Here is a 17,121-nt window from a genome sequence, read left to right as displayed (position 1 = left end):
TAAGAGGAATTTCTCATACTCGATTTGTAATATTAGGAAAGTTTTGACGTGCCTATATTATAAAACACTGTGCTTTGTTCTGATCGTGCTGAGCCAAAGTACGGGCTTGCCTGAGACCCTGACAGACGTACTGCAGCAGATGTGGTAAGAAAGAATTTATAGAATTTTATAGAATGTTTATATTTGACCAATGTTGAGCAAAAGAAATGCACATCACAGGAATGAGCAATGGGTGACGCATTTTTTGGACCTAATTTGGATTGTAGGTAGAAAAGTGATCAAATATAATAAAAGTATCAACAGGAACAGAAAAAACAGCAAATGCTGCAGTGATCCTGAACAAAGAGAAAAGGAGAGTGATAAGAAGTGGCAAATCGCGACACAATTTACAAAGAGCTGATTCAGTTAGACTGGGAAGTCGCAGATCAGACAGAATTTTTTGACAAGATGACAGCAAAACTTATTGATCTTGGATATGCAAAAGAAACTTTTACTGAAGCGATTAAGACTCGTGAAGCAAAGTTTCCTACAGCACTTCCGGTAGAACCGTATCCGGTCGCAATTCCTCACGCAGATCCAGAGCACATCATAAAACCATTTATCGCATGTACCAGATTGAAACGTCCAATCAAATGGTGCGAGATGGCAAATAATGATGTGGAGCATGACGTAAAGTTTATTTTCATGCTTGGCTTCCTGGGAGGTCACGGAGATGAGAGTGGTTCCAATGAGCATGTAGAGCTTTTACAGGTTCTTGTAACCAATTTCCAAAATCCTGAAATTATGGACAAGCTGGTGAATGCAGAAACAGAAGACGAATATATGGAAGCGGTGCTTTCCATGGAAGGTCTTTAAACTTTTAAGATTCATTTTCATACAAAGAAAGGAAGGTTTTTAAAATGAAACAGATCGTCGTAGCATGCGGAAGCGGAGTGGCAACATCACAGACAGTGGCAAGTAAGGTAAACCGTCTTTTAAAGGAAAATAATATTCCGGCAGAAGTTCTTGCGGTGGATATTAAGTCTGTAGACCGTTACATTGCCGGAAGTGTTGCTTATATTGCAATTACAAAAGTTGATAAGGAATATCCGATTCCTGTCATCAATGGTATCGCATTTTTAACAGGAGTAGGTCAGGATGCAGAATTTAAGAAATTAGTTGATGCAGTCAATGCATAGATGAATTCATTGCAGCTGATTTTTTAAAAGAGAGAAAAGGAGAATTATATGAGTGTTTTAGGAGACGTTATTAATTGGATTTTGGGCTTAGGTGCGGCCATCTTTGTACCGATCATTATTATTATTGCCGGATTAATCGTAGGAATGAAATTGAAGGATGCGATTTCCGCAGGTATTACGCTTGGTGTAGCTTTTACCGGTATGTCAATGTTGATTAGCTTTATGTCAGGTGCGATTGGACCGGCAGCAGAAGCAATGTTAAAGAGTACGGGAATTAACTTACCGATTGTAGACGGTGGTTGGACAACTCTTTCTGCAATCGCCTGGTCATGGCCATATGCATTTTTAATGTTCCCATTGATGATTGGTATCAACATTGTAATGTTAATCATCAACAAGACCAAAACATTCAATGCCGATCTTTGGAATGTTTGGGGTAAAATCTTTACCGGTGTTGCAGTGGCAGCTGTTTGCAAACCATATTTCGGAACAGCGGCATCTATCGCAATTGCTTTTGTAATGGCTGGAATTCAGATCATCTTCGAGTTAAAGATGGCAGATATGTATCAGTATCGTATTGAAAAATTGTCTGGAATTCCTGGTGTAACATGTACACATAAAATGGGATTCACAAGTATTTTCATGTTCCCGATCGACTGTGTATTAAAGAAAATTCCTGCATTAAACAAACGTTTTGATGCAGCGGCATTAAAAGATAAAATTGGTATCTTTGCGGAATCTCATGTATTAGGATTTATTCTTGGTGTGATTTTCGGTATTTTAGCAAGATATGATGTGGCAAAAACATTGACTTTAGGTATTCAGGCAGCAGCATCTTTGACATTGTTCCCTGTAATTTCTAAATATTTCATGATGGCATTGGAGCCGATTTCTTCTGCAATTAGTGCATTTATGAATAAGAAATTTGATGACAGAACTTTAGTTGTTGGTCTTGACTGGCCGTTTATGGGCGGCGCCAATGAGATCTGGCTGGCAGTATTCTGGGCAATTCCTGTAACTTTATTGTTCTCTATGTTCCTGCCTGGAAATGAAATTCTTCCGTTTGCAGGTATCATCAACAACGCAATTGCAGTGGCAGCGTTCCTTGTAACAGGCGGAAACATTATCCGTATGTTAATTTTGGTAACCCTGTTTGCACCGGCTTACCTTTGGGTTGGAACTGTAATGGCACCATTTATCTCTGATCTGGCTCGCTCTACAGGAGCTGTCAGCTTAAAAGCCGGAGAATTAATCTCCTGCTCATCCATTGATGGTCCGATCCAGACTTATGCATTCTCTCATGTATTTAAGATTATGGACGGAAACTTCCTGCCATTAGTTCTGTGCGTTATCTTTGTTGTATGTTTTGTAGCACTGTACAAATATCTTGGAAAAGAAGAAAAAGAAGGAAGAGAAATCAACTAGAGTTATTTCTTTGAACATAGTTTACATAAACGATTGACATTTAAAAGAAATGAGGTTTTCGTATGCAGAGATTTGTGAATGATCCGGATTACATTGTAGAGGATATGGTAAAGGGTTTTGTGAAAGCTCACAGAGATTTGATTAAACGTTCTGAAACAAATGATCGGGTTGTGCAGTATGTGGATGCACCGGTGGAAGGCAAGGTGGGTCTTGTGACCGGAGGCGGAAGCGGACATGAACCTGCGTTTCTTGGCTATGTCGGAAAGAATATGATGGATGCGGTAGCAGTAGGTGAGGTTTTTTCCTCACCTTCTGCTCAAGCATTCTACGATGCATTTATGGCAGCAGATTCCGGAAAAGGTGTTGCATGTTTATTTGGGAATTATGCTGGTGATAATATGAATGTAAAGATGGCAGTCCGCAAAGCGAAGAAGCAAGGTGTAACTGTAAAATTTGTAACAGCCAATGATGATGTAGCGTCTTCTCCAAAGGAGACAAAAGAGAAACGCCATGGAATTGCCGGCGGTGTGTTTATGTGGAAGATCGGAGGTGCGAAAGCAGCTCTTGGCGGAACTCTGGATGAAGTAATTGAGGCAGCGCAAAAGGCAGTGGATCATACGAGAAGTATTTGCGTAGGGCTGGAACCTTGTGCAATTCCGGCGGTGGGACATTCCAATTTCCAAATTGCAGAGGGCAATATGGAATTTGGAATCGGTCATCATGGAGAGCCTGGGATCAATGTGCAGAAATTAAAACCAGCCAAGGAGATCGCCGTCGATATGGCAAAAAGCGTCATTGATGATCTGGAACCGGAAAAAGGAGCCGAAGTCGCAGTTCTGCTTTCAGGACTTGGGGCAACACCATTGATGGAGCTTTATGTTCTTTATGATGAAGTAGAAGCGTATCTGAAAGAGCAGGGATTAAATGTTTATAAAGTCCTGATTGGAGATTATGTGACATCTCTGGATATGAACGGAGCGGCTCTGACTGTGATGGAGCTGGACGATGAATTAAAAGAGCTGTTGGATTATGAAGCCAAATCACCAGGAATCGAAATATAAGAATCTTTGAAAGAGGTGTACCATTGTATTTAGATGAAAGAGGTTATACTGTTCTTAAAACAATTGTGAATAATCCAGCGATCACGGGAAAAGAAGTAGAAGCGTCTTTACAGCTATCCAGAAAGCAGCTAAGCTATACGATTGAGAAAATCAACGATTATCTGCAGGACAATGGGATGCCGAAAATCGAACGTCTTAGAACAGGAAAATTTATCATACCGATTGCAGTATTAGAGCAGTATCAGACAGAGGAAATCGGCGGTGGAACAACCTATATTTATGCTGATAAGGAACGGGGCTTTTTAATTTTTCTTATGCTTTTGTGCATACGGGAAGAGCTGTCCATATATCATTTCACATCAGAACTGGAAATCAGCAAAAATACATTTTTAACAGACCTTAAGAAGCTGGAGCAAAAGCTTGAGGAATATCATCTGGAAGTATCCTACAGCCGTCAGGAGGGATATCATCTTGTGGGAAGTGAGTTTTCCAAGCGAGAGATGATGATTACTTCGGTTCGGGGGATTTTAAAGATTCCAAAAGGAAAAGAAACCATTATGGATATTTGCAGAATCAGTCAGGATATGATGGACCAGATGGAAAAACATATTATGATCATTGAAGAACGTCTGCAGGTCCGGTTTACAGACGAGCGGTTGAAAGAGCTGCCATTAATTTTATGTCTTATTATTCTTCGCACGCAGAAAGATCGAATTATTCGAGAGCTCCCGGAAACATTCCAGCATATTGCAGGAACAAAGGAGTATTCTGTAATGCTGGAATTTGCAAAGGAGTACGATATTACATGGCAGACAGAGAAGTTGTTTTTGACGGCACAGATTCAGATTTCAAATTTTCATGGTCTGCAAATTACAGATTCCTCGCAGGAAGAAGAATTGATGAAAGCATCCGAAGAGGTGATTGTCAATTTTGAAAATTTGATCTGTGTTACCATCAATGAGCGGGACATGCTGTTGGAGGCATTGTTCCAGCATATTAAGCCGGCTTATTATCGAATGAAGTATCATTATCATATAGAACAGAGCATCCTTGATATGGTTCTTCCGCAGTATGAAGCTCTTCACGCAGTTGTTCGTAAGTCCATAGGACCTTTTGAAAAATTGATCGGAGCCCAAATGCCGGATGAAGAGTTGGTTTATATTACGGCACTCTTCGGAGCGTGGCTTCGGAGAGAAGGAATTTTGGAACTTTCAGAGACAAAGAAGAGAGCGGTGGTTGTCTGCGCCAATGGAATCTCAGTTTCTAATTTTCTCTATTTTACGTTAAAAGAACTGTTCCCCGAAATTGATTTCATTACTTGCCTGTCAATGCGGGATTTTGCAGATTACGATGAAACAAAGTTTGACATTGTATTTACGATGGTGAGACTTGAGACAACGAAGAAACAGTTTGTTGTGAAACCTTTCCTGGATGAGACCTCCAAGATGAAGTTTCGGGAAAACGTGATGGGAGAGCTGGTCGGAGTGATTCCTCATAAGCTGGATGTGATCACCTTACTGAATATTGTGAGAAAATATGCGGACATTACGGATGAAGAAGGCTTAAAGAGAGAATTTGCCAATGCATTGAATCCTGAATTGGAGACGGAGCGAATGAGAGATCTCAGTACGCGGCTTCAGATCGGGTTAAAAGATGTCTTGGTTGGAGAAACCATTCAGGTATCCAAAGAAATTCTTCCGTGGGAGGAAGCCATTCGTCAGGTGGCGCAACCGTTGATTCAGCGTGGGGATATAACAGAAAAATATGTCCAAAAAGCCATTTCCAATATTAAAAGTGATAAGCCTTTTATTATGATTGCAGATGGAGTGATTATTGCTCATGCAGGAGTGGATGACGGTGCAAAAAGGGTGTGCTTATCTCTTCTTACAATGCCGGGGCGCACAGACGTGGCAGGATATATGCAGGCGGATGTGATTATTATGATCGGCACGCCGGATCCCACAAAGCATCTGGAGGTTTTAGAACAGCTGAACTATATTTTAGAAGATAAGAAGATTTTGCGGCAGTTAAAGAAAGCGAAAGAGCCGCAGGAGATTTTAGACCTAATTCAAAAAGAAGAAAAGGAGAAGTAAAATGTTAGAATCATTAAAAAAAGATGTTGTTGCTATGGCAAAACGTGCACAGACAGAAGGATTATGCAAACATTTATCTGGAAACTTAAGTGCCAGAGATCCTGAAACAGGATATGTAGTGATTACACCGACTCAAGTGGACAGAGAGTTGTTAACAGCAAGAGATATGGTTGTTTTGGATTTAGATGCAAATGTGATTGAAAATCAATCAGGGCTTCGTCCGACAAGTGAATCCTTAATGCATCTTCAGATTTATAAAACCAGACCGGATGTGAACTCTATTTGTCATACGCATTCTATGTATGCAACAACTTTTGCAGTATTGAACAAACCAATTCCTGCAGTCGTATATGAAATTGCCAACTTAGGCGTTACAAAATCAAGAATTCCGGTAGCTCCTTACGGACGTCCGGGAACAACAGATTTATCTGACAGTGTAATTGAGCCTGTTCAGGAAGCAGATGTTTTCTTATTACAGGGGCATGGAGCAGTTGCGGTATCTCAGGGAGATATCTATGACGCATATTTAAGAGCTGCTTATATTGAAGAATTGGCACAACTTTATTTCAATGCACTTTGTGCAGGTCAGGGTGAAGAACCTTATTTCTTCCCGCCGGAAGAATTACAGAAATGGGAATATCCATCTCAAATCAAATTTCCAGAGAAATAGTACATCATAAGAAGGAGAAATGCGATGAAAAAGATTATCAATCAGCCGGATAACTATATCAAAGAAATGTTAGAAGGAATTTACATTGCACATAAAGAGGATCTTGAATGTGTAGATGGAGATTTACAGGTTCTCGTTACCAAACATAAAAAAGAAGGAAAAGTCGGAATTGTCACAGGCGGCGGCTCCGGACATCTTCCATTGTTCCTTGGATATGTGGGAAAAGGAATGATCGACGGATGTGCAGTTGGAGACGTTTTCCAGTCTCCAAGTGTAGATCAGGCAGTTGCACTTACAAGAGATGCGGATCAGGGTGCAGGAGTTCTCTATATTTATGGAAACTATAATGGAGATATTTTTACATTCCGTCCGGCAGCCGATGAAGTTGAAATGGAAGACGATATTGAAACAGCGGAAGTTCTCGGAGCCGATGATGTGGCATCAGCAGGACCGTCTGCACCGGGAGAAAAAAGTACTCGCCGTGGCGTTGCAGGAATCTTCTTCGTCTACAAATGTGCGGGAGCAGCGGCAGATAAAATGCTCTCTTTGGAAGAAGTAAAGCGTGTTGCAGATAAAGCAAACAATAATGTTCGTACAATGGGAGTTGCATTAACTCCATGTACTGTTCCGAGAGTTGGAAAACCAAGTTTTGAGATCGCAGACGATGAAATGGAAATCGGAATGGGAATTCACGGAGAACCGGGAATCCGCCGCGGAAAGTTGGAACCGGCAGATCAGATTGTCGATGAAATGTTAGAAAAAATTGTAGCAGATCTTCCATATGAAAATGGAGATGAAGTGGCAGTTCTGGTCAATGGATTGGGAGCTACTCCGCTGGATGAACAGTATATTGTGACTCGTCGTATTAACCAGGTTCTGGAGGAAAAAGGAATCAGTGTTTACAAATATTATGTGGGCGAATATGCAACTGCAATTGAGATGGCAGGCTTCTCTATTTCCCTGCTGAAATTAGATGAGGAATTGAAAGAATATATTGATCATCCGGTTGACACACCGTTCTTCAAACAGGTTTAGGAGGCATGAAATATGGAGACTTCTTATTTAATTAAACTGTTAAAAGAAATCAGCGATATTATGGCTGAGAATAAAGAAAAGCTGATTGAGATGGATGGAATTGTAGGAGACGGAGATTTAGGACTTACAATGACAGACGGATTTAAGGCAGCCTATGATGCTGTTTGTGATGGAGCGATCAGCGATGCAGGAAAATTATTATTTGCAGCCGGTAAGGCAATGGCAAATAAAGTTCCTTCTACGATGGGATCTTTGATGGCAACTGGTTTAAAACAGGCAGGAAAAGATCTAAAAGGAAAAGAAACGTTAGAAGATGCGGACATCGTTCAGATTTTTGAATCATATGAGGCAGGAGTAGCCAAGCTTGGAGGTGCAAAAGTAGGAGATAAAACATTCCTTGACGGAATTCATCCGGCAGTGGAGAGCCTGAAAACATCTCTGGCTGAGGGTGCATCTCTGGCAGAGATGGCTTCAAAGGCTGCCAAAGCTGCGGAGGAAGGGTTCAAGGCAACGACTACCATGTTGGCTGTTCATGGACGCGCGGCAACCAGAGGAGAGGCTTCCAGAAGTCTTGAAGATCCAGGCGCAAAAGTGGCATCTTTGATGATTCAGGCATTTGAAAAAAGTGTACAGTAAAATATGACCTATGAATTCCCTGTAAGACGGCTTTTGCACTGAATTTGTGCAGTTGCTTTTACAGGGAATTTCTTTGTGATGTAGAAATGTTTTCATGTTCCTATATCACGAACCACTTTGCACATAAAAGATATAACTGTGTGAAAATGTGAATAAATGTGTAATAATATGTACTTTTGAAGTGTTTTGTGTTATGATAGAATCATAAAATTAGAATTGGAGGTTTTTTCATGTTAAATTTTCAGTATTTTACCCCGACGAAAGTGGTGTTTGGAAAAGATGCAGAGCTGAAAACGGGAGCTCTTGTAAAAAAAGAAGGATGTAAAAAAGTGCTGGTACATTATGGAGGACAGAGCGCTAAGAAATCAGGGCTTTTAGACAGAGTGTGCAGTGCTTTAGAAGATTATGATGTGCAGTATGTTACACTGGGAGGAGTTGTGCCAAACCCAAGGATTTCCAAGGTATATGAAGGGATCGAGCTCTGCAGAAAAGAAGAGGTTGATTTTATTTTAGCAGTTGGCGGAGGAAGCGTCATCGACTCGGCAAAGGCAATCGGGTATGGACTTGGCAATCCTGAAGTTGATGTATGGGATTTATTTACGGGAAAAGCCAGACCAAAAGCATGTTATCCAATCGGAACCATTCTTACCATTGCAGCAGCAGGCAGTGAAATGAGTAATTCCTGCGTTATTACCAATGAGGACGGATGGTATAAGAAAGCGCTGGATACAGACCTTGCGAGATGTAAGTTTGCTGTTATGAATCCCGAGATCACTTACACTCTTCCGGATTATCAGACACAGTGCGGCTGTGCGGATATTATGATGCATACCATGGAACGCTATTTTGTATTGGAAGATACCATGGAGATTACCGATGCTATTGCAGAAGATGTAATGAAGAAGGTAATGAAGTATGCGAAAATCTTATGCGAGGATCCGAAAAATTATGAAGCGAGAGCTGAAATTATGTGGTGCGGCTCTTTGTCCCATAATGGATTAACCGGATGCGGAACCAACGGAGGAGACTGGGCAACCCATTTAATCGAGCATGAAATCGGAGGTATGTTTGACGTGGCTCATGGAGCAGGGTTAGCGGCAGTCTGGGGAAGCTGGGCAAGGTATGTGATGGATGAAAAACCGGAACGCTTTGAACAGTTTGCTAAAAATGTGATGGGTGTCAGTGATCGGGGAGATGCTCGGAAAACTGCCATTGCTGGTATCGAGGCAGTGGAGAATTTTTACCGGGAGATACATATGCCGACGAATATGAGAGAATTGGGAGTTGAGCCATCGGACGAACAGATTCGGGAAATGGCAGAAAAAGCGACTAATCATGATACTGCGCCATTGGGAGCATTTAAAAAATTAACAGCGGAAGATCTGGTAAAAATATATACTGCGGCAAAATAATGAACAATGCCCTTTTTACTTGGAACACAAGTAAAAAGGGCATTTTTTTGTTCCAAAAACTCATCAAGATATGAAAATGATTTTTTCTATATTTCCGAATATGTGGAAGAAATTTGGAATAGCACGGGAGAAATGAATGTGCTAGACTGTAACATGATTTAGTAACGGAAGATAGGGAGAAGGAGCTTTATTTTGCTGAGTAATAGACAAATTCAAATATTAAAAACATTAAGTGATAATACAGAGTATATGACGACAAAGGAATTGGCAAAAAAGTTTCAGGTAAGCAGCAGATCGATTCGCAATGATCTGGATATGATTCAGTATTTTATGAAAGATCAGCCAATCGAGATGATAAGAAAACCGCATTATGGAATCAAACTCATAAATAATCAAAATATAAATATTGATAGATTGATGAAAGATCATAGTTTGAAGGTATATTCAAAAGAAGAGCGTGGAACTATGATTATTGTTTTGTTAAGTGTCTATGGGAAAATTACAATAGAAGTAGCGGCAGAAAAATTAGAAGTAAGCAAGAATACCATTGTACAAGATTTGAAAGAGGTAGAAGAGATTTTGCAGTATTATGGAATTCGTTTAATTCGGCAAGCCTATTATGGCCTGACTCTGGAAGGCAACGAAGAGGTGATTCGTAATGCGATATTTAATATATACATTAGAATGCTAAAAGAGAGTGAAGTAGACATCTTGGGTTTTGTGGAAAAGAATTCTATTTATCATAGGAACTCCATCAGAAAAATTATAAATAAAGTGGAACAGAGGATGGAACTGAAATTCGCGGATGATTCTCTTCATGAACTAGAAGGGATGTTGATGATTTCACTATGCAGATGTGCGAAAGGATTTCATATTCAGTGCGGAAAAGAATGTGTTGAGTTGGATGACTATTTGTGCGTGAAGAGCATCTTGGAAGAAACTACAGAGGTGAAAGTGACAGAAGGGGATTTATATTATTTTCTTATTTTATTGAAAAGCACGAAGATTGTATCCTATGATTTTCAGGGAAAGACAAAAGAAGATCGAAGAGTAAAATTAGTAACAAAAAGTCTGATCAAAGATTTCTGTAATTATTTAGAGATAGAGATTCCATTGGAAGATGATTTAATCACACAAATTATATTGCATTTGAAGGTTGCAGTCTTCCGGTTACAAAATCATATTAAAATTGAAAATCCTTTTTTGAAAGATATACAATATTCGCATGCGTTTATGTATGAGATTACAGAGAAAATTATCAAAAAAAATGAGAAGATGTTAGGAGTGGAATTTCCGGATGAAGAGATAGCATATACAACGATGTATTTTGAAGTACTGTTTCAAGAGAATCTCGGACGAAACTTATTTCCGAAAGCGGCATTGGTCTGCAATGGAGGAACAGCAACATCAGTGCTTTTGAGGCAAAAAATTAATGAAGCGTTTCCGAGTATACAAATTGAAAGAATTTATAGAGCCAATGACATCATCAAAGGCAATCTGGAAAGTCAGGTAGATCTTGTCATTAGTACCGTACCCATCGAAGTCAAAGGCTGCAGGGTGATTTTGGTAAACCCGCTATTAAGGGCTTCGGATATTGAACGAATGAAAAAAGTTATTTCTGCATCAATTTATAACAAAAAGAACGAATATTTAGCAGCTCAAATTCAGCAGCCGATGATTACGGATATGTGTCGATTGTTGGACGAGAAGTTCTGCCAATTTAATTTAGAAATAGAAAATTGGGAGGAAGCAATAGCAGCTGCAGCAAAACCACTGGTGGAAGCGGGTTTTATAAAAGAAGAATATGTAGACGATATGATTCAGACTGTTTATACAATGGGGAATTATATGGTGTTTGTACCGGAAATAGCATTTGTTCATGGAAAAAGAGAGCTGGTCAGAAAAGATTGTATTAGTTTTTTAAAGTTAGGTAATACAATTGAATTTGGCAGCAAATCCAAAGTTGATGTAAAGGTTATTATTGTTTTGGGAAATACGGCAGAAAGCGAAAATTTAGTGAATTTGGTTCGGATATTAACAAGTGGAGATAACATTGAAAAAATGAAAAATGTAAATTCATATAAAGATTTTATGGAGATCACATTAAATGAAAATCAGAAATAGCGAATCGATTTATGTTGTTACATTAGATACGGTTCCAAATTATGAAGCGGCAATTCGTACAACCTGTAAAGTATTATTAAAACAAAAAATTGTCACAGAACGCTACTATCAGGCAATTATAAATAATATTAAGGTTTATGGAGGGTATTTTTATCTTGGAGAAGGAGTCTGCATGCCCCATGCAAGGACGGAAGACGGAGCATTGGAAACCGGACTATGCATTTTAAAATTAAATAATTCGGTAGATTTTAAGGGCAATAAGGTAAATCTTTTTTTTACATTGGCTGCAAGAAATAAAAATGATCATTTTGAATTGATGAAAAAAATTGCAGCAGTATGTTCACGGAATGATATTTTATGGAAAATACATATGGCAAAAAGTGGGAAAGACATTATAAAAATAATGGAGTTAGAAAATGAAGAAAAAGATTATGACAGTATGTAGTACTGGTTTGGGATCCAGTTTTTTAGTGGAGATGAACATTCAAGAGATATTATTTAAGCTTGGATGGGAGGATGAATTTGAAACATGTCACTGCGCAGTTTATGAGATGAACGAAATGGATGCGGACTATTTTGTGATTCCAAAAGATTTGAGGGACAGTATCCCGCCAGTAAAAAACCTCGTGATTTTAGATTCTCTCATTGATTTGAAAGAGCTGGAGGAAAAGCTGGTTGAGGAGCTTATAAATCACATATAAGATACGGAAAGTGTGCGGTGGTGATAATATGTTAAAGATGCTAAAGGATTTCATGCTGGAACCGGCGGTGATTGTCGGAATGATTGTTTTTGCAGGGCTGCTTCTTCAAAAAAAGGATTTTGACAGCATAATCAAAGGAACTGTAAAGTCTATGATCGGGTTTATGATTATTAGCATAGGCGGAAACATTATTGCAGATTGTGTGGATGGATTTGGGAAAATGTTTCAATACGGGTTCCATGTATCCGGGACAATTTTAAGTGTAGAGGGAGTGACAGGGATTGCCATTGATCAATACGGAATGCAGATTGCGATTATTATGTTTATAGGGATGTTTGTGAATTTAATATTAGCAAGAATTACAAAATTTCGCTATGTTTTTGTCACGGGACAGGAAATTTTATATATGGCGGCCCTGATCACAGTGATATTAAAAGGGGCAAAAGTCTCCGATGGAGTTTTTTTAGTCATAGGGTCTTTAACGCTGGGAATTTCCATGGTACTTTCGCCGGCGGTATTGCAGCCATATACAAGAAAAATCTGCAAAAATGATTCCATTGCCATTGGTCATTTTGGAAGTTTAACATATTTGATCGCTGCATGGTTAGGAAAAATATATGGAGGAAATTCAAAATCTACGGAAGAGATGACAATTTCCAAAAAATTGAGCTTTTTGCGGGACTCGTCCATTACAGTATTTATTACAATGCTGCTGATTTATGTTTTAGTAGCCATAGTTTGCGGAAAAAATTATATAGAACAAAATTTGTCAGCGGGAAAACATTTCCTTGTGTTTGCCGGTATGGAAGCGTTGACATTTACGGTAGGGTTTACCGTAGTGATCACCGGAATTCGCTGGTTTATCAATGAAATCGTGCCGGCAGTGAAAGGAATTGCAGACAACTGGATTCCCAATGCCAAGGCAGCTGTGGATTGTCCAATTTTGTTTACATATGCTCCCAATGCTCTGATTTTGGGCTTCATTACTTCATTTATGGCAGGCGTATTGTCCATGGGTATTATGCTGGCATGTGATTTGCCGGTAATTATTCCGGGAGTGATTCCACATTTCTTTTGCGGAGCTACGGCAGCAGTGTATGGAAATTCAACGGGAGGAAGAAGAGGAGCGGTCTTGGGGAGTTTTTCCAATGGGATTTTGATGTCTTTTCTTCCTGTTATTTTTTTAAATTATTTAGGGGATTTTTCAGATTATTCTGTGACATTTTCTGAACCGGATATGGGATTTGTTGCGGGATTAGTTGGAGATTGGCTAAATCGACTGGGAAGTGTGGAAACGTTAATTATTCTAATCGGCATTGTAATTATTATGATTTTGCTTCCGGAGATGGTCGATGATATGGAGAAGAATGATAGATGGTATGATTTTGATACAGATGAAGTTTTAAAGGAATCCAAAATTATATCAGATCCCGAAAAGGAGAAATAGGAGGAAAGAAGGATGCTGTACTGCGGCATCCTTCTTTCCTATATTACAAAAATACTCCGCGGTATCACACCATGTGCAGAGGAAAGCTGCTTTCGCAGCCGCACATCAGCGCGCAAAGCGGAGCAAGGTCTGCTTTGTTCTTTTGATATGATTTATAAACGTGCAATCACTTTTCCCTTTTTCAAGTTTTTTTGAGATGCCAATTCTTCGGGAATCTGAGACAGAGGAAGCTCGGCGCTGATGAAAAGATCTGCAGGAAGCACACCGGAATCCAGAAGGGCAATGGCTCGCTGCATGGTTCCAAAATTAAGATAGGATGCTTTTATGGTAAGTTCTTTTTGGAACGTTTCATACAAAGGCAATTTCGCATAACTATTTTTTGCGCCAACGCCGAACAGTACAATGACAGCGCCTTTTCCGGCAATATGAAATGCCATTTCGGCTGTGCTTTGAAGACCAACACATTCGATAACTCTGTCAATATGAGGGAGAGACTGAGTGTTTAAATTTGGCAGTACAGGGATGAAGGCAGTGGCGCCCAATTGTTTGGCCAAAGCTTCTTTGGAAGGATCAGAGTCAAAAACAAGGACTTTAGAAGATGTAAGTCTGGAAAGCAAGACGGTCATAATACTTCCGATGGAGCCAAGACCAATGACTGCTGCAGTTTCTCCGATCTGCGCATCCAGTAAATCAAGCCCATGCAGACAGCAGGAAACGGGTTCTGAAAGAGCAGCATCTCTTAATGATAATGTATCAGGAATAGAGTATACATTTTCTTCAGGAGGGCAAATAAATTCAGCAAATCCTTTCACGACTCCCTGACTGTGACTGCACAGATTTGGCGCTCCTTTTTGACAAAAATCGCAGCATTTACAAAACCAATTGGGATCGGCAGTTACACGGTCCCCTTTTTTAAACCTTGTTACCTTTTCTCCAACCTCTTCCACAATTCCAGAAATTTCATGTCCAAGGACAACCGGCGGAACGACAGGACGAGAGCCGCCGTTTCCTCCGTATTTGTGCAAATCGGTTCCGCAAAGTCCACAATATTTCACGCGGATTTTAACACCATGATCTTCTAATGGCGGCTCTGGAAAATCTGTGACATCTACTTGATGTTTTCCGAAATAGACAACTGCTTTCATAATAAAAACCTCCTGCAAATAAGATAAAATCTTCTTTCATGATATCCTATAAAATAGAAAAATGGTTGATCTGAATATGTTCCACATATATGGAAAACAACTGGTATGGCAGCTGAAAATTGGATTGATTACAATGGAAGTAACTTAAAAATGTTGAAACGAAAAGGAGGAATTATATGTTAATTTCAGCAATTTTAGTAGCACTGATCGCAATTGGCAGCCAATGGTGGTTTAGTCATGCAATTACTCGAACATGGTTATACCCAATCTGGTCCGGTTTCCTGGTAGCAGTTGTTATGGGAGAACCAATCACAGGAATGCAGGCGGCGGCCTATATTCAGCTGACATATCTTGGATGGATTACTGCCGGAGGAACCATGCCGGGAAATCTGATGGTTGCGGGAATCTTTGGTACAGCGTTGACTATTATTTCCGGAGCATCTCCGAATCTTGCGCCAACGTTTGCCGTTCCATTTAGTCTGCTGGGAATTTTAATTAATCAGGCTTATATGACCATCAATAGTTTTTGGGTACATAAGGCGGATAAATATTTGGAAGAAGGAAATATCAGAGGAGTTCGTCTTATGAACTATGTACCATCCGGACTTACCTCTGCCGTACTTTACGGTATTCCGGCATTTGTATTAGTTTATTTCGGAGGAGATTTTGCAACAAAGGCGCTGGAAGCGATTCCGCAGCCGATGATTGACGCATTAAATGTTGTTGGTGCTTTAATGCCTGCATTGGGAATTGCAATGTTGTTAAGTTTCCTGGGGAAAAAGAAAATTATGGCGTTTTTCTTTATCGGATACTTTTTAACAATTTATGCAAAAATTGATACGATGGCAATTACAGTGTTTGCAGCCTTGGTAGCAATCTTAATGTATATCTATACAAATGCAAAAGAAGATTCACAGGAGGCAGAAGAAATTGTTGCAGAAGATGTTCAGGCGGAAAAACCAAGAGGAGAAAGGCAGCTGACGAAAAAAGAATTAGTGAAGCACTTTTTATTGGGGTATTCCAGTGAAACCTGTTATAACTATGAACGTCTTCAGGCATTGGGAACAACAAATGCAATGATTCCGATTGTCAGAAAATTGTACGATACAAAAGAGGAACAGGCAAAAGCTTTAAAGAAATATATGGTATTTTTCAATACAGAACCATCCTGGATCGGAACTGTAATTCATGGAGTTGCAGCTTCCATGGAGGAAGAATGTGCAAATGGAGCAGATATTGATGCAGAAGATATCAATGCAGTAAGAACCGGACTTATGGGTCCGATGGCAGGAATTGGAGATACGGTTTCTCAGGGAATTTTCTATCCGATTCTAGCCGGTATAGCTTGTAGTCTGGCATTGGCAGGAAATATTGCAGGTCCGATTTTATTTGAGGTTGCGTATAAAGTATTAATGCTTGGAATGGGATACGCAATGTATATGATGGGATATAAGCAAGGGAAAAATGCAATTGTAAAAATACTGAGCGCAGGAACATTAAACAAGATTACAGAGGCATTTAGTATTGTTGGTTTAATGGTTGTTGGAAATATGGCTGCAACACGTGTGAACATTAAGACTCCAATTGCATTTAAAGTCGGGGAAGTTGCAATTAATCTGCAAAATATTTTAAATTCCTTGCTTCCTGGAATGCTTCCGTTAGTGGCAACTTTATTAGTTTGGAAGTTATTAAATAAGAAAGTGAAAGCAACGCATATTATTGTTATTATATTTGTTGTTGGTGTAATTACTTCCTTAATCGGAGCTTTGGCAGTAGCATCATAATCGTTTGGAGGGAAAGATATGATTGGAGTGGCAGTGATTAGTCACGGAACACTTTGTGACGGAATTGTAGACAGTGTATCCATGGTAGCCGGTAAGGCGGAACAGTTAGAAACTGTTTCGCTGAAACCGGGCCAAAGTCCGCAAACGTTTCAAGATCAATTAAAGAAAAGTCTGGAGAGGTTGGATACAGGGATGGGTGTTCTGGTATTAGTGGATTTATTAGGTGGGACACCGTTTAATACCATCGGAGCTCTTAGTAAAGATTATTCTGTGGGGATTGTAACCGGAATGAATATGGCGATGTTAATTTCTGTTGTTTTACAAAGAGAGGAAGAAACCACCTTAGAACAAATGATGGAAATTGCAGAAAAATCTGCCTATGACGGAATTACAACCTTAAAAAGATAAGG

The 17,121-nt window shown here is 39.6% G+C and carries 16 protein-coding genes; 15 read left to right on the top strand and 1 reads right to left on the bottom strand.

The window, feature by feature from the left end; all coding sequences use genetic code 11:
- The first annotated feature begins 366 nt into the window (after positions 1-366).
- The 13 genes from AC27EF_RS06735 (at position 367) to ulaA (ending at position 13,782) form a co-directional block, all read left to right on the top strand.
- Positions 367-855, top strand: coding sequence for a PTS sugar transporter subunit IIA (locus AC27EF_RS06735; protein ID WP_487109789.1), 489 nt, complete (start codon positions 367-369; stop codon positions 853-855).
- Between the two features lie 44 nt (positions 856-899).
- A complete protein-coding gene (locus AC27EF_RS06730; RefSeq protein WP_487109787.1) occupies positions 900-1,178 on the top strand; it encodes a PTS sugar transporter subunit IIB in 279 nt (92 codons plus the stop codon).
- 48 nt (positions 1,179-1,226) lie between these two features.
- Positions 1,227-2,603 (top strand): PTS galactitol transporter subunit IIC, encoded by a 1,377-nt coding sequence (locus AC27EF_RS06725; RefSeq protein WP_487109785.1) that lies wholly within the window; start codon positions 1,227-1,229, stop codon positions 2,601-2,603.
- Between the two features lie 62 nt (positions 2,604-2,665).
- Positions 2,666-3,664, top strand: coding sequence for a dihydroxyacetone kinase subunit DhaK (locus AC27EF_RS06720; RefSeq protein ID WP_487109783.1), 999 nt, complete (start codon positions 2,666-2,668; stop codon positions 3,662-3,664).
- 23 nt (positions 3,665-3,687) lie between these two features.
- Complete coding sequence (locus AC27EF_RS06715; RefSeq protein WP_487109781.1) at positions 3,688-5,757, top strand: BglG family transcription antiterminator; 2,070 nt, start codon at positions 3,688-3,690, stop codon at positions 5,755-5,757.
- 1 nt (position 5,758) lies between these two features.
- Complete coding sequence (locus AC27EF_RS06710) at positions 5,759-6,427, top strand: class II aldolase/adducin family protein (protein ID WP_487109779.1); 669 nt, start codon at positions 5,759-5,761, stop codon at positions 6,425-6,427.
- A gap of 24 nt (positions 6,428-6,451) precedes the next feature.
- Positions 6,452-7,462, top strand: coding sequence for a dihydroxyacetone kinase subunit DhaK (locus tag AC27EF_RS06705; protein ID WP_487109777.1), 1,011 nt, complete (start codon positions 6,452-6,454; stop codon positions 7,460-7,462).
- Between the two features lie 12 nt (positions 7,463-7,474).
- Positions 7,475-8,098, top strand: coding sequence for a DAK2 domain-containing protein (locus tag AC27EF_RS06700; protein WP_487109775.1), 624 nt, complete (start codon positions 7,475-7,477; stop codon positions 8,096-8,098).
- 230 nt (positions 8,099-8,328) lie between these two features.
- Entirely contained in the window at positions 8,329-9,510 is a 1,182-nt protein-coding gene (locus AC27EF_RS06695) for an iron-containing alcohol dehydrogenase (RefSeq protein WP_487109773.1), read from the top strand.
- A gap of 192 nt (positions 9,511-9,702) precedes the next feature.
- Positions 9,703-11,634, top strand: a complete 1,932-nt coding sequence (locus tag AC27EF_RS06690) for a BglG family transcription antiterminator (RefSeq protein ID WP_487109771.1) — start codon at positions 9,703-9,705, stop codon at positions 11,632-11,634.
- On the top strand, positions 11,618-12,079 hold the full coding sequence (locus AC27EF_RS06685) for a PTS sugar transporter subunit IIA (protein ID WP_487109769.1): 462 nt from the start codon (positions 11,618-11,620) through the stop codon (positions 12,077-12,079). Before AC27EF_RS06690 ends, AC27EF_RS06685 begins: the two co-directional genes overlap by 17 nt.
- Complete coding sequence (locus AC27EF_RS06680) at positions 12,051-12,335, top strand: PTS sugar transporter subunit IIB (RefSeq protein ID WP_487109767.1); 285 nt, start codon at positions 12,051-12,053, stop codon at positions 12,333-12,335. Before AC27EF_RS06685 ends, AC27EF_RS06680 begins: the two co-directional genes overlap by 29 nt.
- Positions 12,336-12,363: 28 nt before the next feature.
- A complete protein-coding gene (ulaA, locus tag AC27EF_RS06675; RefSeq protein WP_487109765.1) occupies positions 12,364-13,782 on the top strand; it encodes a PTS ascorbate transporter subunit IIC in 1,419 nt (472 codons plus the stop codon).
- A gap of 152 nt (positions 13,783-13,934) precedes the next feature.
- Here ulaA and AC27EF_RS06670 read toward each other — a convergent pair whose 3' ends face one another.
- Positions 13,935-14,927 carry a zinc-dependent alcohol dehydrogenase family protein gene (locus AC27EF_RS06670; protein ID WP_487109763.1) on the bottom strand — a complete coding sequence of 331 codons (993 nt, stop codon included), beginning with the start codon at positions 14,925-14,927 and terminating at the stop codon, positions 13,935-13,937.
- 176 nt (positions 14,928-15,103) lie between these two features.
- Here AC27EF_RS06670 and AC27EF_RS06665 point away from each other — a divergent pair, with 176 nt between their 5' ends.
- Entirely contained in the window at positions 15,104-16,711 is a 1,608-nt protein-coding gene (locus AC27EF_RS06665) for a PTS system mannose/fructose/sorbose family transporter subunit IID (protein ID WP_487109761.1), read from the top strand.
- Between the two features lie 18 nt (positions 16,712-16,729).
- Positions 16,730-17,119 carry a PTS sugar transporter subunit IIA gene (locus AC27EF_RS06660; protein WP_487109759.1) on the top strand — a complete coding sequence of 130 codons (390 nt, stop codon included), beginning with the start codon at positions 16,730-16,732 and terminating at the stop codon, positions 17,117-17,119.
- The last annotated feature ends 2 nt before the right edge of the window (positions 17,120-17,121 follow it).

The sequence above is a fragment of the Anaerostipes stercorihominis genome, assembly GCF_057535655.1.
The sequence above is the reverse complement of the archived record's forward strand: the minus strand, read 5'-3'. Positions and strand labels throughout refer to the sequence as shown.